This is a genomic window from Streptomyces akebiae (assembly GCF_019599145.1).
In the GTDB taxonomy this organism is placed as follows: Bacteria; Actinomycetota; Actinomycetes; order Streptomycetales; family Streptomycetaceae; genus Streptomyces; species Streptomyces akebiae.
Genome location: NZ_CP080647.1, coordinates 7,753,907 through 7,780,695 on the forward strand (window position 1 = coordinate 7,753,907; position 26,789 = coordinate 7,780,695).

Annotated in this window: 19 protein-coding genes and 1 pseudogene; 12 read left to right on the top strand and 8 right to left on the bottom strand. The window is 72.0% G+C overall.

Annotated elements, in window-relative coordinates; translation table 11 throughout:
* Positions 1–294: 294 nt before the first annotated feature.
* Together gltB and K1J60_RS33560 are read left to right on the top strand one after the other, a co-directional pair.
* A complete protein-coding gene (gltB, locus tag K1J60_RS33555; RefSeq protein ID WP_220651822.1) occupies positions 295–4,896 on the top strand; it encodes a glutamate synthase large subunit in 4,602 nt (1,533 codons plus the stop codon).
* Positions 4,889–6,349 (top strand): glutamate synthase subunit beta, encoded by a 1,461-nt coding sequence (locus tag K1J60_RS33560; protein WP_220649485.1) that lies wholly within the window; start codon positions 4,889–4,891, stop codon positions 6,347–6,349. The genes gltB and K1J60_RS33560 overlap by 8 nt, the downstream gene beginning before the upstream one ends.
* Positions 6,350–7,136: 787 nt before the next feature.
* Here K1J60_RS33560 and K1J60_RS33565 read toward each other — a convergent pair.
* The 3 genes from K1J60_RS33565 to K1J60_RS33575 form a co-directional block, all read right to left on the bottom strand.
* Positions 7,137–8,066 (bottom strand): rhomboid family intramembrane serine protease, encoded by a 930-nt coding sequence (locus tag K1J60_RS33565; protein ID WP_220649486.1) that lies wholly within the window; start codon positions 8,064–8,066, stop codon positions 7,137–7,139.
* A 257-nt stretch (positions 8,067–8,323) separates the two neighbouring features.
* Positions 8,324–9,304: an acyl-CoA dehydrogenase family protein gene (locus tag K1J60_RS33570; protein ID WP_220649487.1), complete on the bottom strand. Its 981-nt coding sequence runs from the start codon at positions 9,302–9,304 to the stop codon at positions 8,324–8,326.
* Positions 9,305–9,489: 185 nt separating this feature from the next.
* Entirely contained in the window at positions 9,490–10,629 is a 1,140-nt protein-coding gene (locus K1J60_RS33575; RefSeq protein ID WP_220649488.1) for an acyl-CoA dehydrogenase family protein, read from the bottom strand.
* A 49-nt stretch (positions 10,630–10,678) separates the two neighbouring features.
* Between K1J60_RS33575 and K1J60_RS33580 the strand changes: the two genes are divergently transcribed.
* The 3 genes from K1J60_RS33580 to K1J60_RS33590 are packed head-to-tail and all read left to right on the top strand — an operon-like array spanning position 10,679 to position 13,328.
* Positions 10,679–11,467, top strand: a complete 789-nt coding sequence (locus tag K1J60_RS33580; RefSeq protein WP_220649489.1) for an SDR family oxidoreductase — start codon at positions 10,679–10,681, stop codon at positions 11,465–11,467.
* Positions 11,468–11,481: 14 nt separating this feature from the next.
* A complete protein-coding gene (locus tag K1J60_RS33585; RefSeq protein WP_220649490.1) occupies positions 11,482–12,129 on the top strand; it encodes a TetR/AcrR family transcriptional regulator in 648 nt (215 codons plus the stop codon).
* Positions 12,130–12,170: 41 nt separating this feature from the next.
* Positions 12,171–13,328, top strand: coding sequence for an acetyl-CoA C-acetyltransferase (locus K1J60_RS33590; protein WP_033528057.1), 1,158 nt, complete (start codon positions 12,171–12,173; stop codon positions 13,326–13,328).
* Between the two features lie 268 nt (positions 13,329–13,596).
* On the opposite strand, the gene K1J60_RS33595 is transcribed toward K1J60_RS33590, so the two are convergent.
* From K1J60_RS33595 to K1J60_RS33610, 4 genes and pseudogenes are all read right to left on the bottom strand, one after another.
* Positions 13,597–14,643: an NAD(P)H-dependent flavin oxidoreductase gene (locus K1J60_RS33595; RefSeq protein ID WP_220649491.1), complete on the bottom strand. Its 1,047-nt coding sequence runs from the start codon at positions 14,641–14,643 to the stop codon at positions 13,597–13,599.
* Positions 14,643–15,377 carry a CoA-transferase subunit beta gene (locus K1J60_RS33600; RefSeq protein ID WP_220651823.1) on the bottom strand — a complete coding sequence of 245 codons (735 nt, stop codon included), beginning with the start codon at positions 15,375–15,377 and terminating at the stop codon, positions 14,643–14,645. The genes K1J60_RS33595 and K1J60_RS33600 overlap by 1 nt, the downstream gene beginning before the upstream one ends.
* An 11-nt stretch (positions 15,378–15,388) precedes the next feature.
* Entirely contained in the window at positions 15,389–16,237 is an 849-nt protein-coding gene (locus K1J60_RS33605; protein ID WP_220649492.1) for a CoA transferase subunit A, read from the bottom strand.
* 283 nt (positions 16,238–16,520) lie between these two features.
* Positions 16,521–17,258: pseudogene (locus tag K1J60_RS33610) on the bottom strand (enoyl-CoA hydratase family protein); the annotation flags it as partial.
* Positions 17,259–17,324: 66 nt separating this feature from the next.
* On the opposite strand from K1J60_RS33610, the gene K1J60_RS33615 reads away from it, so the two are divergent.
* Positions 17,325–18,077, top strand: a complete 753-nt coding sequence (locus tag K1J60_RS33615; RefSeq protein ID WP_220649493.1) for an SDR family oxidoreductase — start codon at positions 17,325–17,327, stop codon at positions 18,075–18,077.
* Positions 18,074–19,003, top strand: a complete 930-nt coding sequence (locus K1J60_RS33620; protein WP_220649494.1) for an SDR family oxidoreductase — start codon at positions 18,074–18,076, stop codon at positions 19,001–19,003. The genes K1J60_RS33615 and K1J60_RS33620 overlap by 4 nt, the downstream gene beginning before the upstream one ends.
* Before the next feature lie 107 nt (positions 19,004–19,110).
* Here the strand turns inward: K1J60_RS33620 and K1J60_RS33625 are convergent, their stop codons facing one another.
* A complete protein-coding gene (locus tag K1J60_RS33625; RefSeq protein WP_220651824.1) occupies positions 19,111–20,025 on the bottom strand; it encodes a hypothetical protein in 915 nt (304 codons plus the stop codon).
* 114 nt (positions 20,026–20,139) lie between these two features.
* On the opposite strand from K1J60_RS33625, the gene K1J60_RS33630 reads away from it, so the two are divergent.
* The 5 genes from K1J60_RS33630 (at position 20,140) to K1J60_RS33650 (ending at position 26,770) form a co-directional block, all read left to right on the top strand.
* Positions 20,140–20,571 carry a chorismate mutase gene (locus K1J60_RS33630; protein WP_220649495.1) on the top strand — a complete coding sequence of 144 codons (432 nt, stop codon included), beginning with the start codon at positions 20,140–20,142 and terminating at the stop codon, positions 20,569–20,571.
* Positions 20,572–20,642: 71 nt separating this feature from the next.
* Entirely contained in the window at positions 20,643–21,167 is a 525-nt protein-coding gene (locus tag K1J60_RS33635) for a response regulator (RefSeq protein WP_220649496.1), read from the top strand.
* A 90-nt stretch (positions 21,168–21,257) separates the two neighbouring features.
* A complete protein-coding gene (gene pepN / locus K1J60_RS33640; RefSeq protein WP_220649497.1) occupies positions 21,258–23,762 on the top strand; it encodes an aminopeptidase N in 2,505 nt (834 codons plus the stop codon).
* 201 nt (positions 23,763–23,963) lie between these two features.
* Entirely contained in the window at positions 23,964–25,337 is a 1,374-nt protein-coding gene (locus K1J60_RS33645) for a pyridoxal phosphate-dependent decarboxylase family protein (protein ID WP_220649498.1), read from the top strand.
* Entirely contained in the window at positions 25,334–26,770 is a 1,437-nt protein-coding gene (locus K1J60_RS33650) for a lysine N(6)-hydroxylase/L-ornithine N(5)-oxygenase family protein (RefSeq protein ID WP_220649499.1), read from the top strand. The genes K1J60_RS33645 and K1J60_RS33650 overlap by 4 nt, the downstream gene beginning before the upstream one ends.
* Positions 26,771–26,789: the final 19 nt, after the last annotated feature.

A 26,789-nucleotide genomic window follows, 5' to 3' on the forward strand; every position in this document is an offset into this window, starting at 1 on the left:
CGGGCAACGACGCCCGTCAAGCACCTGAAGCAACTGAAGTAGTGGGCGACGACGCCTCCTGCGCCCCGGTCGACCGACATCGATCTGTCCGGTCGGCTCCCCCTTGATCGCGTTTGATCACGCCACCGTGCGCGGCAACCCCTCCGCGGCGTGGCGTCCGCATGTTGGGACGAAGTATCCGCTTCCCGAGAATCGTTCCATCATGTAACCTGCACGAAATTTTGCACCTTACGCAGAGGGCCAGCGTCGTCCCTCGGCAATCGCATATGCCAGATGACGACGACGGGAGAGCCGATGCGTACGCCGCGCCAGCCGTCCCAGCACTCCACGAGTGGCCAGAAGTGGTCGTTCATGGATGCTCGCCCTGCTGCGCAGGGTATGTACGACCCCCGCAACGAGCGCGACGCCTGTGGCGTCGGTTTCGTGGCCACCCTCACCGGCGAGGCGAGCCATGCGCTGGTCGAGCAGGCGCTCACGGTTCTGCGCAACCTGGAGCACCGTGGGGCGACCGGTTCGGAGCCCGACTCGGGCGACGGCGCCGGCATCCTCTCGCAGGTCCCCGACGCGTTCTTCCGTGAGGTGGCCGGATTCGAGCTGCCCGAGGCCGGCTCGTACGCCGTCGGCACCGGCTTCCTGCCCGAGGAGGGCACCGAGGACGCCGTCGCCCGCATCGAGGCCATCGCCGCCGAGGAGGGCCTGACCGTCCTCGGCTGGCGCGAGGTGCCCGTCGCCCCCGAGCTGCTCGGCGCCACGGCCCGCTCGACGATGCCCGCCTTCCGCCAGGTCTTCGTCTCCGACGGCACCTCGAAGGACATCGACCTCGACCGCAAGACGTTCGTGCTGCGCAAGCGCGCCGAGCGCGAGGTCGACGTCTACTTCCCCTCGCTGTCCGCGCGGACCATCGTCTACAAGGGCATGCTGACCACCGGCCAGCTGGAGCCCTTCTTCCCGGACCTGTCCGACCGCCGCTTCGCCTCCGCGATCGCGCTGGTGCACTCCCGGTTCTCCACCAACACCTTCCCGTCGTGGCCGCTCGCCCACCCGTACCGCTTCGTCGCGCACAACGGTGAGATCAACACGGTCAAGGGCAACCGCAACTGGATGGTGGCCCGCGAGTCCCAGCTGGCCTCCGACCTGTTCGGACCGCAGGACAAGCTGGACCGGATCTTCCCCATCTGCACGCCGGAGGCCTCCGACTCGGCCTCCTTCGACGAGGTCCTGGAGCTGCTCCACCTCGGTGGCCGCACCCTGCCGCACTCCGTGCTGATGATGATCCCGGAGGCGTGGGAGAACCACGACTCCATGGAGCCGGCCCGCCGCGCCTTCTACCAGTTCCACTCCACGATGATGGAGCCCTGGGACGGTCCGGCCTGTGTCACCTTCACCGACGGCAAGCAGGTCGGCGCGGTCCTCGACCGCAACGGCCTTCGCCCCGGCCGCTACTGGGTCACCGACGACGGTCTCGTCGTCCTCGGCTCCGAGGTCGGCGTCCTCGACATCGACCCCGCCAAGGTCGTCCGCAAGGGCCGCCTGCAGCCGGGCCGGATGTTCCTCGTCGACACCGTCGAGCACCGCATCGTCGAGGACGACGAGATCAAGGCCGGCCTCGCCGCCGAGCAGCCGTACGCCGAGTGGCTGGAAGCCGGGGAGATCGAGCTCTCGGACCTGCCCGAGCGCGAGCACATCGTGCACACCCACGCCTCGGTCACCCGCCGCCAGCAGACCTTCGGGTACACCGAGGAGGAGCTGCGCGTCATCCTCGCGCCGATGGCCAAGGCCGGCGCCGAGCCCATCGGCTCCATGGGCACGGACTCGCCGATCGCGGCGCTGTCCTCCCGCCCGCGCCTGCTCTTCGACTACTTCACCCAGCTGTTCGCGCAGGTCACCAACCCGCCGCTGGACGCGATCCGCGAAGAGCTGGTCACCTCGCTGCGCTCCTCGCTGGGCCCCGAGGGCAACATCCTGGAGCCGACCGCCGCGTCGTGCCGCAGCGTCACCCTGCCCTTCCCGGTGATCGACAACGACGAGCTGGCCAAGCTCATCCACATCAACGCCGACGGCGACATGCCCGGCATGAAGGCCGCGACCCTGTCCGGCCTGTACCGGGTCTCCGGCGGCGGTGACGCCCTCGCCGCGCGCATCGAGGAGATCTGCGCCGAGGCCGACGCGGCCATCGAGAACGGCGCCCGGCTGATCGTCCTCTCGGACCGTCACTCGGACGCCGAGCACGCGCCGATCCCGTCGCTGCTGCTCACCGCGGCCGTCCACCACCACCTCATCCGCACCAAGCAGCGCACCCAGGTGGGCCTGCTGGTCGAGGCCGGTGACGTCCGCGAGGTCCACCACGTCGCCCTGCTCATCGGCTTCGGCGCCGCGGCCGTCAACCCGTACCTGGCGATGGAGTCCGTCGAGGACCTCGTCCGCGCCGGAACGTTCCTCTCCGGTATCGAGCCCGAGCAGGCCATCCGCAACCTGATCTACGCCCTCGGCAAGGGCGTCCTGAAGGTCATGTCCAAGATGGGCATCTCCACCGTCGCCTCCTACCGCGGCGCCCAGGTCTTCGAGGCCGTCGGCCTCGCGGACGAGTTCGTGGAGAAGTACTTCAACGGCACGGCCACCAAGATCGGCGGCGTCGGCATCGACGTCATCGCCAAGGAGGTCGCCGCCCGCCACGCCAAGGCGTACCCGGCCAGCGGCATCGCGCCCGCCCACCGCGCCCTGGAGATAGGCGGCGAGTACCAGTGGCGCCGCGAGGGCGAGCCGCACCTGTTCGACCCGGAGACGGTCTTCCGCCTCCAGCACTCGACCCGGACGCGCCGCTACGACATCTTCAAGCAGTACACGGACCGCGTGAACGAGCAGTCCGAGCGTCTGATGACGCTGCGCGGCCTGTTCGGTTTCAAGGCGGGCGAGGGCCGTGCGCCGATCTCGATCGACGAGGTCGAGCCGGTCTCCGAGATCGTCAAGCGCTTCTCGACCGGCGCCATGTCGTACGGCTCGATCTCGCGCGAGGCGCACGAGACGCTCGCCATCGCCATGAACCAGCTGGGCGGCAAGTCCAACACCGGTGAGGGCGGCGAGGACCCGGACCGTCTCTACGACCCGGCGCGGCGTTCGTCGATCAAGCAGGTCGCCTCCGGCCGCTTCGGAGTGACGAGCGAGTACCTCGTCAACGCCGACGACATCCAGATCAAGATGGCCCAGGGCGCCAAGCCCGGCGAGGGCGGTCAGCTGCCCGGCCACAAGGTGTACCCGTGGGTCGCCAAGACGCGTCACTCGACGCCGGGCGTGGGTCTCATCTCCCCGCCGCCGCACCACGACATCTACTCCATCGAGGACCTGGCCCAGCTGATCCACGACCTGAAGAACGCGAACCCGCAGGCGCGGATCCACGTGAAGCTGGTCTCGGAGGTCGGCGTCGGCACGGTCGCCGCGGGTGTCTCCAAGGCGCACGCGGACGTGGTCCTCATCTCCGGCCACGACGGTGGTACGGGCGCCTCCCCGCTGACGTCGCTGAAGCACGCGGGTGGCCCCTGGGAGCTCGGCCTCGCCGAGACCCAGCAGACGCTGCTCCTCAACGGCCTGCGCGACCGCATCGTCGTCCAGACCGACGGCCAGCTGAAGACCGGTCGTGACGTCGTCATCGCCGCGCTCCTCGGCGCCGAGGAGTTCGGCTTCGCGACCGCCCCGCTCGTCGTCTCCGGCTGCGTCATGATGCGCGTCTGCCACCTGGACACCTGCCCGGTCGGCATCGCCACGCAGAACCCGACGCTGCGGGACCGGTTCACCGGCAAGGCCGAGTACGTCGTGAACTTCTTCGAGTTCATCGCCGAGGAGGTCCGCGAGATCCTCGCAGAGCTGGGCTTCCGCTCCATCGAGGAGGCCGTCGGCCACGCCGAGGCGCTCGACGTGACCCGCGCGGTCGACCACTGGAAGGCGCAGGGCCTGGACCTGGAGCCGCTGTTCCACGTGCCCGAGCTGCCCGAGGGCGCCGTCCGCCACCAGTTGATCGAGCAGGACCACGGCCTGGAGAAGGCGCTCGACAACGAGCTGATCAAGCTCGCCGCCGACGCGCTGGCCGCCTCGGACGCGACCGACGCCCAGCCGGTGCGCGCCCAGGTCAAGGTCCGCAACATCAACCGCACGGTCGGCACGATGCTCGGCCACGAGGTGACGAAGAAGTTCGGCGGGGCGGGTCTGCCCGACGACACCATCGACATCACCTTCACCGGCTCCGCGGGCCAGTCCTTCGGCGCCTTCCTCCCGCGCGGTGTCACGCTGCGCCTGGAGGGCGACGCCAACGACTACGTCGGCAAGGGCCTCTCCGGCGGCCGGGTGATCGTCCGTCCCGACCGGGGCGCCGACCACCTCGCCGAGTTCTCGACGATCGCGGGCAACACCATCGCCTACGGCGCGACCGGCGGCGAGCTGTTCCTCCGCGGTCGTACGGGTGAGCGGTTCTGTGTCCGCAACTCCGGCGCCCTGGTGGTGTCCGAGGGCGTGGGCGACCACGGCTGCGAGTACATGACCGGCGGCCACGCGGTCGTCCTCGGCGAGACGGGCCGCAACTTCGCGGCCGGTATGTCGGGCGGCATCGCCTACGTCATCGACCTGAACCGCGACAACGTCAACGCCGGCAACGTGGGCGCCGTCGAGGCCCTGTCCGACGACGACAAGCAGTGGCTGCACGACGTGGTGCGCCGCCACGCCGAGGAGACCGGATCCACGGTCGCCGAGAAGCTGCTCGCCGACTGGACCGTCGCCGTGGAGCGCTTCAGCAAGATCATCCCCAGCACGTACAAGGCAGTGCTCGCCGCCAAGGCCGCCGCCGAGCAGGCCGGTCTCTCCGAGACCGAGATCACCGAGAAGATGATGGAGGCGGCGATCAATGGCTGACCCGAAGGGCTTCCTCAACCACGGGCGCGAGGTCGCCAAGTCCCGCCCCGTCGACGTACGGCTGAAGGACTGGAACGAGGTCTACGTTCCGGGCTCGCTGCTCCCGATCATCTCGAAGCAGGCGTCCCGCTGCATGGACTGCGGCATCCCGTTCTGCCACAACGGCTGTCCGCTCGGGAACCTCATCCCCGAGTGGAACGACTACGCCTACCGCGAGGACTGGGGCGCCGCCTCGGAGCGCCTGCACGCCACGAACAACTTCCCGGAGTTCACGGGCCGTCTCTGCCCCGCTCCCTGTGAGTCGGCGTGCGTCCTCGGCATCAACCAGCCGGCCGTCACCATCAAGAACGTCGAGGTCTCGATCATCGACAAGGCGTGGGACAGCGGCGACGTCGCGCCCCAGGCCCCGGAGCGCCTCTCCGGCAAGACGGTCGCGGTCATCGGCTCGGGCCCGGCGGGTCTCGCGGCCGCCCAGCAGCTGACGCGGGCCGGTCACACGGTCGCGGTGTACGAGCGCGCGGACCGCGTCGGCGGTCTGCTCCGCTACGGCATCCCCGAGTTCAAGATGGAGAAGCGGCACATCAACCGCCGTATCGAGCAGATGCGCGCGGAGGGCACCCGCTTCCGTACGGGCGTTGAGATCGGCCGCGACCTCAAGGCGACGGACCTGAAGAAGCGGTACGACGCCGTCGTGATCGCCGCGGGTGCGACGACCGCCCGTGACCTCCCGGTCCCCGGCCGCGAGCTGAACGGCATCCACCAGGCGATGGAGTACCTGCCGCTCGCCAACAAGGTGCAGGAGGGCGACTTCGTGGCGCCCCCCATCACGGCCGAGGGCAAGCACGTCGTCGTCATCGGCGGTGGCGACACCGGCGCGGACTGCGTGGGCACCGCCCACCGCCAGGGCGCGGCCTCCGTCACGCAGCTGGAGATCATGCCCAGGCCGGGCGAGGACCGTGCCCCGAACCAGCCGTGGCCGACCTTCCCGATGCTCTACAAGGTCACCTCCGCGCACGAGGAGGGCGGCGAGCGGGTCTACTCCGTCTCCACCACCCACTTCGAGGGCGACGAGGACGGCAACGTCCAGTGGCTGCACCTCGTCGAGGTCGAGTTCGTCGACGGCAAGCTGACGCAGAAGCCGGGCACGGAGCGGAAGATCCCCGCCCAGCTGGTGACGCTGGCGATGGGCTTCACCGGCACGGACCGTGAGAACGGTCTCGTGGACCAGTTCGGCCTGGACCTCGACGAGCGCGGCAACATCGCGCGGGACGCCGACTTCCAGACGAACGTGCCGGGTGTGTTCGTGGCCGGTGACGCGGGCCGCGGTCAGTCGCTGATCGTCTGGGCGATCGCCGAGGGCCGCTCGGCCGCCCGCGGCTGCGACCGCTTCCTCACGGGCGCGAGCGATCTGCCGGCCCCGATCCGCCCCACGGACCGTTCGCTGATGGTCTGATCCACCGGATCGACAGACGTCCCGTACAACGGCGTACGGAACACTGACGGCGCCTGCCCACCAGTCCCCGACCGGACTACAGGGCGGGCGCCGTCGCATGTTCCGACGTCCGTGCGCCCGTGCGCCTACTTGGCCGGGGCCGGCCACGTGATGACGAGCGGGAAGATCAGGATCCAGGGCGCGGAGCTGCCGCAGCGGGGGCGGCGTCGTACGGCAGGAGCTTGTTGCGACCCACGCCGGCACCGGTCGATGCCGTTCCCGCAGATCGACCACGTACCCGAAGACGCAGGGAGCTCGGGAGATCGCCACCCCGTCGAACAGCGGTTGCCCGTTGCCCTGGACGAGCCACGCATCGGAGCCGTCCACAGGCGCAGCCGACTCCCCCACCCGGCACGGCCTGAAGCCTCCCCGGTGACCACGTCCTGCCCCGCACCTCCCGCCCCGGATCGTCCCGCGCGTACGCCACCGTCCGCACCGTGTAGTCGCTCACCCACAGCACCGACTGCGACGCCTCCACCAGCGAAGGCGGCTGTTCGTCCTCGCCCAGGGCGAGGTACAGGCGGACCCGTGTACCTCCGTCGGAGGGCGCGACCTCGCCCGGTGTGTTGCGCGGCAGGCCGGAGCCCGACCGATGCCGAAGCAGGATGTTGAGCGCCACGGGCGTGAGGCCCGCGCGTCGCCCCTCGCGGCGTTCCCGCATGAACTCGGGGTCCTGCTCGTACCGCTTGCCCGCCCGGGCGAACATCGTGGTGAGCCGGAGTGTGTTGGGGGTACGCGCGTGCTCCGCTCAGCCCGTCATCGCCGCCGCCTTCGCCAGCGCCAGCACCACCAGCAGCGCCAGCACCCCCACACACGCCCCCGCCTGCACCAGCACCCTGCGCCGGTCCCGAGGCGCGTACGCGAACCCCAGGGCGATCAGGCCGCCGGTGAGGAGGCCGCCGAGGTGGCCCTGCCAGGACGTCACGACCGCCGAGATGACCAGCCAGATCAGCAGGCCCGCCATGAAGCGGTTGATGCCCGCGGGGTCGGCGCCGAGGCGGCGGGCCAGCACGTAGTACGCCGTGCAGACGCCGAAGATCGCGCCGGAGGCGCCGACCGTGCTGCTGTCGGGGGCCAGGAGGAGGACCAGGACGGAGCCGCCGAGCGCGGAGAGGAGGTACAGGCTCAGATAGCGGGCGCGGCCCAGCTGTGCCTCCACCACACGGCCCACGTTCCACAGCGTGACCATGTTCATCACGATGTGGAGGATGCCGAACGTGCCCTCGGTGGGCGGGATGTGGAGGAAGGCGCCGGTGAGGAGGCGGTACCACTCGCCGTCGATCACGCCTTCGAGGTGGAAGTCGGCCGGGTAGGCGCTCTGCCAGACGTAGTGCAGACCGTCCGGGCCGGCCAGGCCCCGGCCGAGCATCGCGAAGGCGTCGACGATCGACGGGCGGAGCAGTTCCGCGACGTACGCCACGACGTTCAGGCCGATCAGGACGTACGTCACCAGCGGGACCGCCGAGATCCGGCCGCCGAAGGCCGTGCGGGCCTGGCGGACGGTTCTCGCGCCCTCCTTCACGCACTCCGGGCACTGGTGGCCCACGGCCGCGTCGCGCATGCAGTCCGGGCAGATGAACCGCTCGCAGCGGGTGCAGCGGACGTACGACTCCACGTTCGGATGGCGGTAGCAGGTGGTGACGGCGGGCTCGGACGACGACGAGGACTCGGGTTCCACGGCCGGCTCCTTGTGGGTGCGGGGCTGATGACGAGCCGGTGAGGACGGCGGCGAACAAAATAGCGAACCAAGTCGGGTGCGCGGGGAGGGGGTGGGGGCCGGAGTGCCCCGGCCTCCGGTTCCCGCAGACCCTCGGAGGGCTTCGTGGCGTACGGCGCCGGGTCCGACCCGTCGACCGGCTGCGCGGCCGGCCGGCCCGCGCCATGTTCGGGCCCGCGACGCGGATCCCGCAACCCGGGTCGAGGAGTACCGCGAGATCACCGGCGGCGGCCACCACCACTGAGGACCACTTCCCGGCACTGCGCGGGACTGCCCCACGCGCTCCGCAGCGCACGCGCCTTGGTCAGCCAGAGCGACAGGTCGTACTCCGCCGTGTAACCGATCGCGCCGTGCAGCTGCAGCGCCGTGCGCGCTGTCGTGTACGCCGCCTCGCACGCCGTCACCTTGGCCGCCGCCGCGTCCGCCGGGTCCAGGGTGACCGCCGCCCCGAACACCAGCGGACGCGCGAACTCCAGGGCCACCTTGGCGTCCGCCAGCCGGTGCTTCACCGTCTGGAACGACCCGACGGGCACACCGAACTGCGTGCGCTGCTTCACGTACGCCACCGTCCTGTCCAGGAGGGCCAGACCCACGCCGAGGGCCTGCGCGGCGACCGCGAGCCGCGCCGGGACGAGGGCGTGGGCGAGCAGGGACGGGTCGGCGGCGAGGAGGTCGCCGCCGGGGGAGAGCCGGGTCAGACGGCGGGCCGGGTCCAGGGACGGGCGCACGGGGCCGTGGCCGGGGGCGAGGCGGAGTTCGCCCGTCTCCGGGGCGAGGGTCAGGCGGGTCGCCGCCGCGTCCCCGTCCAGCGCGTACGAACTCGGCGAAGGCGCCACCGTCGCCATCGTCTCGCCCGACACCAGCGCCGGGAGCAGGCGCTCGGCCGGGCCCGGGTCGTCCAGGCCGGCCAGGAGGACCGTCGCCGTCACCGTCTCCACGAGCGGGCCCGGGACCGCGTGCCGACCCAACTCCACGAAGGAGAGCGCCAGTTCGACGGGGAGCGGACCGACCCCGTCGTACTTCTCCGGCGCCGCCAGCGCGAAGACGCCCGCTTCCGCGAGACGCGCCCACACCGCACGCCCTGCCTCGTGCTCCCCGCGCCCCCAGGCCCGTACGACGGCGGGTGTCCCGGCGGCCGTCAGCATGGCGTCCAGCGACTCGGCGAACGCCCGCTGCTCGGTGTCCAGGAGGAAACGCATCGGTGGCGGCCCTTCAGGCGAGGGCCACGCGTCGGCGGAGGCCCTTGAGGTCGAGGCCGCGCGTCGGGGCGGCCTTTCGGACGGAGGCCGCGCGTCGGTGGCGGCTCTTTCGAGTGCGGGTCGCGCATCAGCGGTACTCCTTCAGGAGGGCTCGCATCAGCGGTCTTCACAGGAGGGGCCGCGCATCAGCGGCGGCCCTTCGGCAGGCCGAGGAGGCGCTCGGCGATGATGTCGCGCTGGATCTCGTTGGTGCCGGCGTAGATCGGGCCGGCGAGGGAGAAGACGTACCCCTCGGACCAGTCGGTGTCCGCCGACTCGCCCTCCTCGCCGAGCAGGTCCAGCGCCGTCTCGTGCAGGGCGATGTCGTACTCGGACCAGAAGACCTTGTTCAGGCTGGCCTCGGGTCCGATCGGCGTGCCCTCCAGGAAGCGGGAGGCGGCCGCGTGGGTGAACAGCTCGTAGGCGCGGGCGCCGATCAACGCGTCGGCCACCGCGTCGCGGGCGGACGCCGGGCTTCCCCGGTCGTGCCAGAGGTCGAGCAGGCGGTGCGCGGAGGCCAGGAAGCGGCCCGGGGACCGGAGCGTCAGCCCCCGTTCGTTGCCGGCGGTGGACATCGCGATGCGCCAGCCCTGCCCGGGCTCGCCGATGACGTCCTCGTCCGGCACGAACACGTCGTCGAGGAAGAGCTCGGCGAACGCGGGCCTGCCGTCGAGGCGGCCGATCGGGCGGACCGTCACCCCGGGGGCGCGCAGGTCGAACATGAGGTACGTCAGCCCCTGGTGGGGCCGGGCGGTCCCGGGCTCACTGCGGAACAGGCCGAACGCCCGGTCCGCGAACGCCGCCCGCGACGACCAGGTCTTCTGCCCGCTGAGCAGCCAGCCCCCGTCCGTGCGCACGGCCCTGGAGGTGAGCGAGGCCAGGTCGGACCCGGCCCCGGGCTCCGACCAGGCCTGGGCCCACACCACCTCGCCGGAGGCCATCGGCGGCAGGACGCGAGCCCGCTGCTCCTCCGTGCCGTGGTCGAAGAGGGTCGGGGCGAGGAGGTTGACGCCGTTCTGGCCGACCCGGCCCGGGGCGCCCGCCGCGTAGTACTCCTCCTCGAAGAGCAGCCAGCGGAGCAGGCCCGCGTCGCGGCCGCCGTACGCGGCCGGCCAGTTCACCACCGACCAGCGGTCGGCGGCCAGTTCGGCCTCCCAGGCGCGGTGGGCGGCGAAGCCCTCCTCGGTCTCCAGGGAGGGGAGCGGCTCCGCGGGGACATGGGCGCGCAGCCAGGCGCGGGCCTCGGCGCGGAAGGCCTCGTCGGCGGGGGATCGGGCGAGGTCCATGGAGCGCTGCTCCTTCCCTAACAAGTGTTTGGTAGGTTAGCGTGCCCGCATGAGGAACGTCGACCCTCCGACGTACGTCCCCGGCCATGGCCTGCTCGCCGGACGCACCGCCGTGATCACCGCGGCGGCCGGCGCGGGCATCGGCGGGGCCACCGCGCGACGCTTCCTGGAGGAGGGCGCGCGCGTACTGATCAGCGACGCGCACGCACGCCGACTGGGGGAGCACGAGAGTCGGCTGGCCGACGAGTTCGGCGCCGACTCCGTCGCCGCGCTGCCGTGCGACGTGACCGACGAGGACCAGGTCCGGGCCCTGTTCGAGACGGGTGTCCGACTGCACGGACGACTCGACGTCGTCGTCAACAACGCGGGCCTCGGCGGCACCTGCGACCTCGTCGACATGACCGACGAGCAGTGGTCCAAGGTGCTCGACGTGACACTGAACGGCACGTTCCGCTGCACCCGGCACGCACTGAGACTGATGCGGGACGCCGGTGGCGGCGTGATCGTCAACAACGCCTCCGTCGTCGGCTGGCGCGCCCAGGCAGGCCAGGCGCACTACGCCGCCGCGAAAGCGGGCGTCATGGCCCTGACCAGGTGCGCGGCGATCGAGGCGGCCGCGTACGGGGTCCGCGTCAACGCCGTGTCGCCGAGCCTCGCCATGCACCCGCACCTGGCGAAGGTCACCACCCCGGAACTGCTGGAGGAACTGACCGCGCGCGAGGCCCTCGGGCGGTACGCCGAACCCTGGGAGGTGGCCAACGTGATCGTCTTCCTCGCGTCCGGCTACTCCTCCTACCTGACGGGTGAGATCGTCTCCGTCAGCAACCAGCATCCCTGAGGACGAGGAACAGCGTGCCGACCAAGAAGAAGCCCCCGACGACCGCCGGCGACAAGCCCTCCGCCGCGCCCGCCCGCCGCCGGGAACTCCTCGACCGGGCCGCCACGGTCTTCGCCGACCTGGGCTACAACGCCACCACCGTCCGCAGGATCGCGGACGACGTCGGCATGCTCGCGGGCAGCCTCTACTACTACTTCGAGTCCAAGGACGCGATGCTGGAGGAGATCCTGCGGACCTTCCTCGACGAACTCTGGGAGGGCTACGACGCCGTCCTGGACGCCGAGCTGCGCCCCCGGGAGACCTTCGAGGCGCTGGTCGTCGAGTCGTTCCGCGCCATCGACCGGCACCGCGCCGCCGTCGCGATCTACCAGAACGAGGCCAAGAAGCTGGTCGCGCAGGACCGGTTCCTGTTCCTCGAAGCGTCGCAGCGCAAGTTCGAGAAGGCATGGCTGGCCACGCTGGAACGTGGCGTGGCCGCCGAGGAGTTCCGGGCCGACCTCGACACCAGGCTCACCTACCGGTTCGTGCGCGACACGGTGTGGGTCGCCGCTTCCTGGTACCGGCCCGGCGGACAACTCGGCCCGGAGGAGATCGCGCGGCAGTACCTGTCGATGGTCCTCGACGGGATCGCCGCCGCACCTGCGGAGCCCACGGAGCACTAGAGCTCATTCGGTGAACAACCTCTGACGTCAAGGGAGTCGCCATGGCCGAGGCCTACATCGTCGAAGCGGTCCGGACGCCCGTGGGGAGGCGCGGGGGAGGGCTCGGCCAGGTCCATCCGGCCGACCTCGGCGCACACGCCCTCAAGGCGCTCGTCGCACGCGCCGGGGTGGACCCGGCCGCCGTGGAGGACGTCGTCTTCGGCTGTCTGGACACCGTCGGCCCGCAGGCCGGCGACATCGCCCGGACCAGCTGGCTGGCCGCCGGGCTGCCCGAGGAGGTACCGGGCACGACCGTCGACCGGCAGTGCGGCTCCTCGCAGCAGGCCGTGCACTTCGCCGCGCAGGCGGTGCTCTCCGGCACCCAGGACCTGGTGGTCGCGGGCGGCGTCCAGAACATGACGATGATCCCCATCGCCTTCGCCTCCCGCCAGGCCGCCGTCCCCCTCGGACTCACGGACGGTCCCTTCGCGGGCAGCGAGGGCTGGCGGGCCCGCTACGGCGACCGGCCGGTGAACCAGTTCGCCGGCGCCGAGATGATCGCCGCGAAGTGGGGCATCAGCCGGCGCGACCAGGAGGAGTACGCGCTGCGTTCCCATCGGCGGGCGGTACGGGCCGTCGACGAGGGCCGCTTCGCGCGGGAGACCGAGCCGTACGGTGACGTGACCGTCGACGAGGGGCCACGCCGCGACACCTCGCTGGAGAAGATGGCCGCGCTGAAGCCGGTCATCGACGGCGGCACCGTCACCGCCGCCTGCTCCTCCCAGGTCTCCGACGGCGCCGCGGCGCTGCTGCTCGCCTCCGAACGCGCCGTACGCGAGCACGGGCTGACCCCGCGCGCCCGCGTGCACCACCTCTCCGTACGCGGTGAGGACCCCATACGGATGCTCACCGCGCCGATACCGGCGACGGCGTACGCCCTGAAGAAGTCCGGCCTCACCCTCGACGCGATCGACCTCGTCGAGATCAACGAGGCCTTCGCGCCGGTCGTCCTGGCGTGGCTGAAGGAGACGGGCGCCGACCCGGAGAAGGTCAACGTCAACGGCGGCGCGATCGCCCTGGGCCACCCCCTGGGCGCGACCGGCGCCAAGCTGATGACGACCCTCCTGCACGAACTGGAGCGCACGGGCGGCCGCTACGGCCTCCAGACGATGTGCGAGGGCGGCGGACAGGCGAACGTGACGATCATCGAGAGGCTCTGACGGCACGGGTCGCCTTACGGCGGGTCTGTGACGGTCGCGCGGTGTGGGCGGTGTGGGTGGTGTGGGTGGTGTCTGGTGCGGTGGTCGGGCGTCCGGCGTCGTGTCCCATGAGGGTTGCCGCGCGTCGGGTCCATGAGGCCCGCCGTACGGCGGGCCCGTGGTGGTGGCCGGGTGCCGGGCGGCGCGTCCGTGGCGGCTGTCGGGGCAGAGGCCACGGACGCGCTGTGGCGGCGGCGGGCCGCAGGTGCCGGGCGGTGGCCGTCGCGTGTCAGGCGCCGCCGAGACGCTGCCGAACCTCGTCCGCCTCCCGCATGATCCGCTCCACCAGCTCCGCACAGGACGGCAGGTCGTCGATCACCCCGGCGACCTGTCCGGCCGCCATCACCCCCAGGTCCGTACGGCCGTCCACCATCGCGGACCTGAGCAGCATGGGCGTGTTGGCGGCGAGCAGGACCTGGCTCCACGCGAGGTCCTTGCCGTGCCGCAGCGCGAGGCCGTCGCGGACCATGCCGCGCCAGGTGAGCCCCGAGAGCCGCCGGAAGCCCGCCGCGTGCCGTACGGCACGCACCAGGGCGCGCGCACGGCCGGACGCCTCCAACGCGCTCACGAACTCCGTGCGCAGCATGCGGTGCGGCAGCCCGTCCACGGCCCGCGTGACCGTGACGTCCTTGACGGTCGCCGCCAGATAGCGGGCCTTCACCGCGTCCGGAACCGTCGAGTCCGAAGTGAGCAGGAACCGGGTGCCCATCGCCACCCCGGCCGCCCCGAACGCCAGCGCGGCCACCAGACCACGCCCGTCGTGGAAGCCACCGGCGGCGACGACGGGAATGCCGACGGCGTCCACGACCTGCGGCAGCAGCACGGTCGTCGACACCTCCCCGGTGTGTCCGCCGCCCTCGCCGCCCTGCACGACCACCGCGTCCGCGCCCCACGCCGCCACCTTCTCGGCGTGCCGCCGGGCGCCCACGGACGGGATCACGACCACGCCCGCGTCCTTGAGCTCGGCGATCAGCTCCCTGGACGGCGCGAGCGCGAACGACGCCACCCTGACGCCCTCCTCCACGATGATCCGCACCCGCTCCCGCGCGTCGCCCGCGTCGGCCCGCAGATTCACCCCGAACGGCGCGTCCGTGCGGGACCGCACCTCCCGTACGGCGTCCCGGAGCCGCGCGGGCGTCATCGTCGCGGAGGCCAGGACGCCGAGCGCCCCGGCGTTCGCCGTGGCGGAGACCAGCCGGGGACCGGCCACCCAGCCCATACCGGTCTGCACGATCGGATGGCGGACGCCGACGAGCCGGGTGAGCGCCGTCTCCATCAGCCCCGGACCTCACGGTCGCGGGTGCCCGCCGGATCGATCACCTCACGGATCAACCGCAGCTCCTCCGCCGTGGGGTCCCGGGTGTACGGCACCTCGTCCGGGGCGGCGAGCGCGAAATCGGTCGCCTCCGCCACCTGCTCGACCGTGACCCCGGGATGCAGCGAGGCCAGCCGCATCGCGCGGTCGGGCGTCGCGAAGTCGAACACCCCGAGGTCGGACACGACACGCGGCAGGCGGTGGAAGCGGGCGGCGGCCGGATGCGCGGCCACGCGGTCGTGACCCACCCCGCACACCATGTCGACCTGCTCGACGAAGACCCGCCGGGAGTGCTTCGGAACCCAGTAACTGGTCGGATTGTTCAGGGTGTTGACCGGCGCTCCCCGCACCCCCAGCAGCTGTCGCCGGGGCCTCGCCCAGTCGCCGACGCAGGAGATGTTCTGGTTGCCGTACCGGTCGATCTGGCTCGCGCCCATCATCACGTGCCGTCGGCCGCCGGTGACCAGGGCCAGGTGCCTGCGGTAGGGCAGCCATCCCTCCACCGTGCCGTCGAGGTCGACGAGCAGCGCCTCGCCGTCGGTCAGCAGCAGGTCCGGCGCGAAGGTCCGCCGGGCGAGGCGCGCGCCCAGCGACGGGATCAGCCCCATCGGACTGGCGAGGATCTCCCCGGCCCCGCGCCAGGCCTCGGCGCAGGCGATCACGCAGTACTCGGCACGCGTCGCTCCGCTGGTCATCGGCCCCTCGTTCACGAGCCCTCCTTCTCCCAGGCCCGTACGGCCGACCGGTAGGCGGATTCGTCGCCGGAGAGGAACCGCTCGGCGAAGTCCTCCCAGGGCATGGCCGCGTACGTCTTCTGGAAGGCTTCGTCCCGGCCGTAGTCGGGGGCGCACGAGGTGAAGTGCGCGCCGTTCGGGGCCTCGATCACCCCTGTCACCACGTGGCGGCCGACCAGCAGCGTCTGCGGCGGGGCCTCCTTCGTCAGCTCGGCCGTGTCCACGATCCGTTCGCAGGAGACGTACGCCGTGTCGGCCGCCTCGCAGAACAGGTCGTCGAAGTAGGGGTCCGGGCCCAGATACTGGCCGTTGCCCCGCCGATCGGCCCGGTTGACGTGCACGAACGCGGCGTCGAGACGCAGGGCGGGCATGGCGACGAAGGTCTCCCCGTCGTCGTACGGCGAGGTGACCGTCCGCAGACCGGGGTTGACCCGCATCACGTCCGAGCCGATGCCCGCCCGCACCGGCAGGAAGGGCAGCCGGTGCGTGGCCGCCCGCAGGCCCCACATGAACATCGCCTCGTCGATCTCCGTCAGCTCGAACGCGCCCCGCTCACGCGCCGCGCGGAAATGGGGTTCGAGGGGGATGGAGTCCAGGGTGGCGAAGGGGGCGACCAATCTCCGGATGCGTCCGGCGGCGGCGAGCATGCCCACGTCCGGGCCGCCGTACGACACGACCGTGAGATCGGTGATCCCCGACCGGAGCAGCGCCCGCACCAGAGCCATCGGCTTGCGGCGCGAGCCCCAGCCGCCGATGCCGAGCGTCATCCCGCTCGCCAGCCGCGAGACGGCCTCGTCGGCGGTCATGGTCTTGTCACTCACCGAGGTCCCCCTCCACCGCGTCCCTGCCCTCCACCGCGTCCCTGCCCTCCACCGCGTCCCTGCCCTCCACCGCGTCCCTGCCCTCCACCGCGTCCCCGCTCCTCACCGCGTCGCTTTCCTCGGCCGCGCCCCTTTCCTCGGCCGCGCCCCTTTCCTCGGCGGCGCCCCTTGTCTCGGCGGCGCACCTTCTCCCGGACAGCGGACGTGCCCCGGCCGCGCCCTGGGTGGGCGGACGTTCCTTGGCCGCGCCGGCCGTCCCGGCCTTCCCCGCGGTCCCGGCTCTCCCCGCCGTCCCGAATCTGTCGCGGACCTCGTCGGCCAGCCCGCTGAGGTTCGCCTCGAAGGTGAAACCCTGCTCGAAGCGGTAGCTGCGGCGGACGTCGACGGGGTCGATGCCGTTGATGGCGGCCTTGGCCAACCGCAGCAGCCGGCCGTCCTTGGCGGCGATCTCCCGCGCCAACTCCAGTGCGGCGGAGTTCAGTTCGGCACGCGGTACGACCCGCCACACCGAGCCGTGGGCCCGTAGCTCGGCGGCGGTCGCCGTCCGCGAGGTGTAGTACAGGGCGCGCATCAGATGCGGGGGCACCAGCCGGGCCAGATGCGTCGCCGCGCCCAGCGCGCCCCGGTCCAGCTCCGGCAGCCCGAAGGTCGCGTCCTCGCTCGCCACGATCGCGTCCGCGTTCCCCACCAGTCCGATCCCGCCGCCCAGACAGAACCCCTGGACGGCGGCGACCACCGGCACCTCGCACTCGTACACGGCGGCGAAGGCCTCCGCGCAGCCGTGGTTGGCGCCGATCAACGCGGTGTGCCCCGCCGCCTGGATCTCCTTGATGTCCACCCCGGCGTTGAACCCGCGCCCCTCCGCACCCAGCACGACACACCGCACCTCGGGATCGCGCCCCGCCCCGCGCACGGCCTCGGCCAGCTCGAACCACCCGCGCACCGGCAGTGCGTTCACCGGCGGGAAGTCGACGCTGACGACGGAAATCCCCTTTTCCGGGGACGAGGTGGAGACAGTCATCGGAGCATCAGCTACCTTCCACCTAACGTTTGTTTGGTGCCTCTCTCCTGCGGAAGGTAGCAGCGGATGCGGCTCAACGGGAAGGTCGCCGTCGTCACCGGCGGCACACGCGGCGTCGGCGCCGGCATCGCCCAGGCCTTCGCCGAAGCCGGCGCCGAGGTCGTGACCTGCGCCCGCAGACCACCCGAAGTGCCGCTCAAGGGAGCCGAGTTCATACCGCTGGACGTACGGGACCCCGACGCCGTGCAGCGCTTCTTCGCCGAACTGCCCCGCGTGGACGTCCTCGTGAACAACGCCGGCGGCACGCCCCACCGCCCGCTCACCGCGGCCGACGCCCGCCGCCACGCCCGCGTCGTCGAACTCAACCTCACCGCTCCACTGACCGTCTCCCTCGCCGCCCACGAGCACCTCCGGCGGGCGGGCGGCGCGATCGTGATGATCGGCAGCGTCAGCGGCAGCCGCCCCTCACCTGGCTCGGCGGCCTACGGCGCCGCCAAGGCGGGCCTGGAACACCTCGCGCGCTCCATGGCCGTGGAGTGGGCCCCGGAGATACGCGTCAACACCCTCGTCCTCGGCATGGTCCGCACCGAGCTCTCCCACCTCCACTACGGCGACGAACACGGCATCGCCGCCGTCGCCCGCACCGTCCCGCTGGGCCGCCTCGCCGCCCCCTCCGACATAGGCGCCGCGGCGGTCTTCCTCGCCTCCGACGCGGCCGCCTACATCACCGGCGCCTCCCTCCTCGTCCACGGCGGCGGCGAACGCCCCGCCTTCCTGGACGCGGCGAACACCCACACCGACGAAGGAGAACCACGTTGAGCGGCACACTCCCGTATCGCGAAGGGCGGCTCTGCGAAGGGCGCGTGGTCGTCGTGACCGGCGCGGGCCGCGGCCTCGGGCGCGCGCACGCGCTCGCGTACGCCGCCGAGGGCGCGCGCGTGGTCGTCAACGACCTCGGGGTGGGACCCGACGGCACACCGGACCCCGACAGCCCCGCCGCGCAGGTAGTCGAGGAGATCCGGGCCGGGGGAGGGGACGCGGTCGCGCACGGCGGGGACATCGCCACGCCCGACGGCGCCTCCTCCCTCGTCCACACCGCCCTGGACACCTACGGCCGACTCGACACCCTCGTCAACAACGCCGGCTTCCTGCGCGACCGCATGCTCGTCAACCTCGACGAGGACGACTGGGACGCCGTCCTCCGCGTCCACCTCAAGGGCCACTTCCTCCCCCTGAAACACGCGGCCGCCCACTGGCGCGCCGAGACCAAGGCCGGCCGGACCCCGACCGCGCGCATCATCAACACCAGCAGCGGCGCGGGCCTGCTGGGCTCACTCGGCCAGGGCAACTACAGCGCCGCCAAGGCCGGCATCGTCGGCCTCACCCTCGTCGCCGCCGCGGAACTCGCCCGCTACGGAGTGCAGGTCAACGCCATCGCCCCCGCGGCCCGCACCAGAATGACCGAGACGGTCTTCGCCGAGACCATGACCGCCCCCGGCACCGGCTTCGACACCATGGCCCCCGAGAACGTCTCCCCCCTGGTGGTCTGGCTGGGTTCCCCCGCGAGCGACGGCGTCACCGGCCGCGTCTTCGAGACGGAAGCGGGCCGCATCACCGTCATGGAGGGCTGGCACCCGGGCCCCACCGAGGACAAGGGGGCCCGCCGCACCCCGCGGGAGGCGGGAGAGACCGTACGAAAGCTCTTGGCGGAGGCGCGGGATCCGGGGCCGGTGTACGGCGCCTGACGACCGGGGCGGCAGCCCTCAGGGGCGCGGGTAACCGCGTGAACAGCCACGACGGATCCGCAGTCGCGGAACCACCGCACCGTTCGAGCTCTCCGGCGCTCCACACGCTACGTGTCGCACTCCAGAACCGTCCGACACAACCCACACCGAGCCCGCACCCGCCCCCGCACCGGCACCCGAATCCGCTGCTGACACGTCGGACAGGGAAACGACACCCGCAACTCCCCCCGCTCCTCCGGCGTGAACACATACGGCACGCCCACCCCGGCCACCCCCACCCCCGGCGAAGCCGCCCGCGGGTCGTCCCACGCATGGCGACGATCCCGCGCGTACCGCCGCCGCCCCGCCCACCCCGCCGCAACCAGCGGCGGCTGCCGCTCGTCACCGCGCGCCCGTACCCGGCCCGCCGTGTACGCCGCATACGCCTGCGCACTGGTGAACCACACCGACGGATCCTCGCCGAACAACTGCGCCCGCTTGGCCAGCACGTACCCGAACTCCTCCGGCGTCAGATACCCCAGCTTCTGCGACGACGCGGCGTCCTCCCGGTACGCGTCCAGCAGCAGCCACCCCGCCCCCAGATACGTCGCCGCCGTGTCCGTCAGGATCTCGTTCTCACGGACACCGGGAAAGGACAGCCCGAGCCGGTGCAGATAGACGTGCATGACCTCGTGCGCGAGCGCCGCCCCGATGTCCCGACGATGCGTCCGGAAGCGGTCGTTGAGCTCGACGAAGTACTCCGGCCCCGCCGCCAGCTCGACATGCGCCGCGTGCGTCATCTCCCGGAACCCGACGATCATCCGGGCGTCCGGCAGCCGAAAGTGCCGCACCAGCTCCCGCGCCACCCGCTGCGCCCCCAGATGCAGATCGTCGGTGTCGCAGAACGCCACGTCCACGGGGGCCACGCTGGTGGCGAAGGTCTGGATCGTGTCGGACGAGAGCCGCTTGTACAGCGCGGTGATCGACGCCCGCACGGTGTCCAGATGCGGGTAGCCGTGCTCGACAGGTCCGCCGTTCGCCACGTCCGCACCCCCGAAAGACGCCTCGATACGTTCCACTCTAAGCCGGTGCGTACGCGTGTTCACCGAAAGCAGCCCCCCGAGGACGGCCCACCGCCGCGTCGTAGGGTGACGACCATGACCACCAGCGACACCAACGAGTCGAACACCGCCGCCGCGCGGGCCGGCGAGGTCGACGCGGACGTACGGGCCGAACTCACCCGGCTGCGCGACAGCATCGACAACATCGACGCCGCCGTCGTCCACATGCTCGCCGAACGCTTCAAGTGCACCCAGCGGGTCGGCCACCTCAAGGCCGCGCACCACCTGCCCGCCGCCGACCCGGGCCGCGAGGCCCAGCAGATCAACCGCCTGCGCGGACTGGCCGAAAGTGCCAAGCTCGACCCGGCGTTCGCGGAGAAGCTGCTGAACTTCATCATCGCCGAGGTCATCCGGCACCACGAACGCATCGCGGACGACGCCCTGAACGGCACGACGAACACGAGCGGCACGACGAACACGACCGGCACGACCGGCCCCACCGGTACCGCGCCGGACGTGGGGGAGTGACATCGAGTCCTCCAGCGGGCATCCTGCGTGGGCACTCCTTGTCAGGAATCGACCACACACCGTGAGTAGCCATGCCGTCGGAAGCCAAGATCCTCATCGTCGACGACCATGAGGACACGCTGTACGCCCTGGAGAGCGCCCTGGCCCCCCTGGGCTACCTGCTGACGCGCGCCACCAGCGGCGACGCGGCACTCAAGGAAGTCCTCCGCGGCCAGGTCGGCCTGCTCCTCCTCGACGTCCGCATGCCCGGCGTCAGCGGCCTCGACGTCGTCCGCTACATGCGAGGCGTCGAACAGACCCAGCACATCCCCGTCATCCTCCTCACCGGCTTCGGCCCCGACGCCGAACTCACCGCCACCGCCTACCGCCTCGGCGTCGCCGACCTCGTCATGAAACCCATCGACCCCTGGGCCCTGCGCACCAAGGTCCGCTACCTCTACGACGCCCACGAACGCTCCCAGGCCCTGGAACGCGAGGTGCGCGACCTGCGCGCACGCCTCAAGGACCACGACGAGATCAAGCGCCACCACGACGACGGCCACCGCGGCAAGGGGCGCCTCCCCGCGCAGGCCGACGGCGCCAAGGACCGGGCATAGGCCGCATACGGCCGGGCGCACGGCGCGTACGACCGGACAAAGGTCGCGTACCAGGCCCGCCCCTGTCCTGCGTCAAGGGCATCAGGCAGCATGTCCCTCATGTCCGTACTGACGCGCGACGAAGCGCATGCCCGTGCTCGGCTCCTCGACGTCCACCGCTACGAGATCGCACTCGACCTCACGCGCGGCGACGAGACCTTCGACTCCCGTACCGTCATCCACTTCACCGTGCGGGGGAAGAAGAAGGCCGCGGACACCTTCGTCGAGCTCAAGCCCGCCGACCTGCGCTCCGTCACCCTCGACGGCGAACCCCTCGACCCGGCCACCCTCGACGGCAACCGCCTCCCCCTCAAGGGCCTCACCCCGGGCGAGCACGAACTGCGCGTCGACGCCGCCATGCGCTACTCCCGCACCGGCGAGGGCATGCACCGCTTCACCGACCCCACCGACGGCGAGACCTACCTCTACACCCAGCTCTTCATGGACGACGTGCAGCGCGTCTTCGCCGCCTTCGACCAACCCGACCTCAAGGCCGCCTTCGACCTCACCGTCACCGCCCCCGAAGGCTGGACCGTCCTCGCCAACGGCATCACCGAGCGCCAGGACGACGGCACCTGGCGGGCCGCCACCACCCCGCTGATCTCCACCTACCTCGTCGCCGTCGCCGCCGGCCCCTGGCACTCCGTGCGCACCGAACACCGCGGCCTGCCCTTCGGCATCCACTGCCGCCGCTCCCTCGCCCCCCACCTCGACACCGACGCCGACGAGATCCTCGACGTCACCCGCGCCCTCTTCGACCGCTACCACGAGAAGTTCGAGGAGCCGTACCCCTTCGACTCCTACGACCAGGCGTTCGTCCCCGAGTTCAACGCCGGCGCCATGGAGAACCCCGGCCTCGTCACCTTCCGCGACGAGTTCGTCTACCGCTCCGCCGTCACCGACACCGAACGCCAGACCCGCGCCATGGTCATCGCCCACGAGATGGCCCACATGTGGTTCGGCGACCTCGTCACCCTCAAGTGGTGGGACGACATCTGGCTCAACGAGTCCTTCGCCGAGTACATGGGCTACCAGACCCTCACCGAGGCCAGCCGCTTCACCGACACCTGGGTCGACTTCGGCGTCGCCCGCAAGGCCTGGGGCTACGACGCCGACCAGCGCCCCTCCACCCACCCCGTCGCCCCCGAGAACGTCGACGACACCGCCGCCGCCCTCCTCAACTTCGACGGCATCTCCTACGCCAAGGGCGCCTCCGCCCTGCGGCAACTCGTCGCCTGGCTCGGCGAGAAGGACTTCCTCGCCGGCATCAACGCCCACTTCACCCGCCACCGCTTCGGCAACGCCACCCTCGCCGACTTCATCGACAACCTCGCCGGCGCCACCGAACGCGACGTCCACGCCTGGGCCGACGCCTGGCTCCGCACCACCGGCGTCGACACCCTCACCCCCGGGATCACCCGCGCCGCCGACGGCACCTACACCCTCACCGTCGACCACACCGGCAGCCGCCCCCACCGCATCGCCGTCGGCCTCTACGACCGGGACCACGGCGACGACCAGGGCCACCTCACCCTCCGCGACCGCGTCGAACTCGACCTCCCCCAGACCACCCCCCAGCCCATCGGCAAGCGCCCCGCACTCCTCCTCCTCAACGACGGCGACCTCACCTACGCCAAGGTCCGCTTCGACCCCGACTCCTTCACCGCCGTCACCGGCCACCTCTGCGGCCTGCCCGACCCGCTCACCCGCGCCGTCGTCTGGAACGCCCTGCGCGACGCCGTACGCGACGCCGAACTCCCGCCCACCGCCTACCTGGAGGCGGCCCGCACCCACCTCCCCCGCGAGAGCGACCTCGCCATCGTCCAAGGCGTCCTCGCCTTCGCCGGCACCCAGGTCGCCGACCGCTTCCTCGCCCCCGAGCAGCGCGCCGCAGGCCTCGCCACCCTCGGCTCCCTGTGCCGCGACCTCATCCGCCGCACCGAGGACGGCGACAACCCCGGCCTGCGCCTCACCGCCGTACGCCACTTCATCGACGTCGCCGCCCACCCCGAGACCATCGCCGCCTGGCTCGCCGACGGCACGGTGCCCGGCGGGCCCGAACTCGACCCCGAACTGCGCTGGCGCGTCCTCGGCCGGCTCGCGGTCCTCGGCGCCGTCGACGCCGCCACGATCGACGCGGAACTGGAGCGGGACCCCAGCGCCAGCGGCCGGGAGGGCGCGGCCCGCTGCCGGGCCGCACTGCCCGAACCGGAGGCCAAGCGGGCCGCCTGGGAGGCGATGTTCACCGCCGACGACCTCTCCAACTACCTGTTCACCGCCACCGCCCAGGGCTTCTGGCAGCCGGAACAGGCGGAACTCCTCACGGAGTACGTCGAGCGCTACTGGGCCGACGCGGTCGCGCTGGCCGCCCGGCGCGGACCGGCCATCGCGGAAGCCGCGGGCCGGTGGGCCTTCCCGGTGTACGCGGTGGACCCCGAGACGCTGGGGCTGGGGGAGCGGTGCCTCCAGGACGGCGAGGTCATTCCGGCGCTGCGGCGGAAGTTGGTGGATCAGCTGGACGACCTGGCGCGTGCGCTGCGGGTGCGGGAGGCGTAGCCCCGGTCTCGCCGTGGGGGCTCGGGTGGGCTGCGGGCTCGCGGCTGTGTGTGGCCGGTCGCGCGGTTCCCCGCGCCCCTCCAGGGCGCGCTGGCGTTGAGGGCGTCCTCTCATACCCTCTTTCGGCTGTAATCAACGGCCTTTTCGGGCTCGGCACCCGATTGGCGTACAAGATGGGATTCCCCGTGCTCGGAGGAATCCATGACCGCTGCGCCCCTCGCCTCGGGACCCCAAGGTCCCGGCGCGCTCCGGCCGTTGCTCGACACCGTGCTCGACGCGTTGCGGGAAGGGGCCGAGACGCGGGGCGGCCCTCTCCCCTCCGGCGGCCCCGAGGCGGTCGCGGCCATGGTGCGGGACGCGCTCGGTGAGCCGCTGCCCGTCGACGGTGAGCCGGACGCCCTTCACCGCCTGGTCCGAGCCCTCGCCGCAGGCACCGCCGACCCGGCCGACCCCCTGTGCGCGGCCCATCTGCACACCCCGCCGCTGGCCGTCGCCGCCGCCGCGGACCTCGCCGTCTCCGTCCTGAACCCTTCCCTCGACTCCTGGGACCAGGCCCCGGCCGCCTCCGCCCTCGAAGCACTGGTGACGCGGGCACTGGCCGCGGAGGCCGGCGCCGCCGACGCGCTGGTCACCACCGGGGGCACCGAATCCAACCAACTCGCCCTGCTCCTGGCCCGGGAGACCCACCCCGGCGTACGACTCGTCTGCGGAGCCAACGCCCACCACTCCCTGGTCCGCGCCGCCTGGCTGCTCGGACTGCCCGAGCCCGTCGTCATCCCGACCCCGGCCGGCACCCTCGACCCCGCCGCCCTGGACGACGCCCTCACCCACCTCCCCGGCCCCCTCCTCGTCGCCGCCACCGCCGGCACCACCGACGCCGGACTCATCGACCCCCTGCCCGCCATCGCCGACCTGTGCCAGGCCCACGGAGCCCGCCTCCACCTCGACGCGGCATACGGCGGCGGCCTCCTCTTCAGCGACCGGCACCGCGCCCGCCTCGACGGCCTCGCCCGCGCCCACACCATCACCCTGGACCTGCACAAACTGGGCTGGCAGCCGGTCGCCGCCGGACTCCTCGCCGTACGGGACACGGCAGACCTCGCCGCACTGGACCACCGCGCCGACTACCTGAACGCCGACGACGACACCGAGGCCGGCCTGCCCGACCTCCTCGGCCGGTCCCTGCGCACCACCCGGCGGCCCGACATCCTGAAGACCGCCGTCACCCTCAAGACCCTGGGACGCACCGGACTCGGCCGACTCGTCGACCAGGTCTGCGCCCTCGCCCAGGAGTTCGCCGCCACCGTCGAGGCGCACCCCGCCTTCGAGCTCTACGACCGGCCCACCCTCAGCACGGTCCTCTTCCGGCCCGCCGGAGCCTCCGACACCACCGTCGCCGGCATCCGCCGCCGGCTCCTCCACGACGGCCGGGCCGTCCTGGGCCGCGCCTTACTCGACGACCGGCTGTGGCTCAAGACCACCCTGCTCAACCCCCACACCCGGCCGGCCGACCTCACCGCCCTGCTGAAGCTCGTCGACCTCGCAGCACTCGCCGAAGGACACACCCCCACATGAGCACGACCCCCGCGCACGACCGGCCCGACCCCGAAGCCCCCCGCGACCTCGTCGGCGTCGGCATCGGACCGGCCAACCTCTCCCTCGCCGCCCTCGCCCACCCGCTCGCCGAACTCGACGCCGTCTTCTACGAGCGGCGCCCCGGCTTCGACTGGCACCCGGGGCTGCTCATCGACGGTGCCACGGTCCAAGTGCCGTTCCTGGCCGACCTGGTGACCCTGGCCGACCCGGTGAGCCCCTGGTCGTTCCTGAACTACCTCAGGACCCGCGACCGGCTCTTCCCCTTCTACTTCGCCGAGCGGTTCCACATCCAGCGCGCCGAGTACGACGCCTACTGCCGCTGGGTCGCCGAGAACCTCCCCGGACTGCGCTTCGGCCACCAGGTCGACTCGGTGCGCTGGAACCCCGAACGGGACCTGTTCGAGGTCGACTTCAGCAGACTCGACGGCGACGGAGAGGTCGAGGCGCTCGGCCGCACCCACGCCCGGAACATCGTGCTCGGCGTCGGCACCGAACCGTACGTCCCCGAACCCCTCAAGCCGCTCGTCGAGGCGCCCGGCGTGCCCGTCATCCACGCCGCGGACTACCTCGGCGAGCGCGACCGCCTGCTCACCGCCGGACACGTCACCGTCATCGGCGCCGGACAGTCCGGCGCGGAGGTCTTCCTCGATCTGCTCCGGCACCGACCCGCCGGCCGTGAAGGGCTGCACTGGCTGGGCCGGACCGAGGCGTTCGCACCCATGGAGTACTCCAAGCTGGGCCTGGAACACTTCACCCCCGACTACACCCGCTACTTCCACGCCCTCGCCGAACCCACCCGGGACCGGCTCGTCGCCGCCCAGTGGCAGCTCCACAAGGGCATCGGCGCCGACACCATCGCCGCCATCCACGACGAGCTGTACCGCCGCACCCTCGACGGCGGCTGGCCCGACGCCGTCCTCACCCCCGGTGTGCACGTCCGCACCGCGGGCCGGCTCGCCACCACCAGGGTCGAACTCCACCTCGAACACAGCGAGCAGGGCACCCGCTCCCGCCTCACCACCGACGCCGTCGTCCTCGCCACCGGCTATCAGGAACGCCCCCTGGACCGTGTCCTCGCCGGCCTCGACCCGTACATGCGGCGCGACAGCCGCGAGCGGCCCCGCGTCGACGAGAGGTTCCGGATGATCCTCGACCCGTCCGTCACCGCCTCCGGCTGCCACGTCTACGTCCAGAACGCCGAACTGCACACCCACGGCGTCGGCGCCCCCGACCTGGGCCTCGCCGCCTGGCGCAGCGCCACCATCCTCAACACCCTCACCGGCAAGGAGCCCTATCCCCTGCCCGGCCGCACCGCCTTCACCACCTTCGGCCTCGAACCCCGGCCGCAGATCCCGCCCGCGCGCAGGCCCGACTCCACCGTCACCCTCACGCCCCTCGTCGACGTAAGGTAATCGAAGAGTAAAGAAGTAG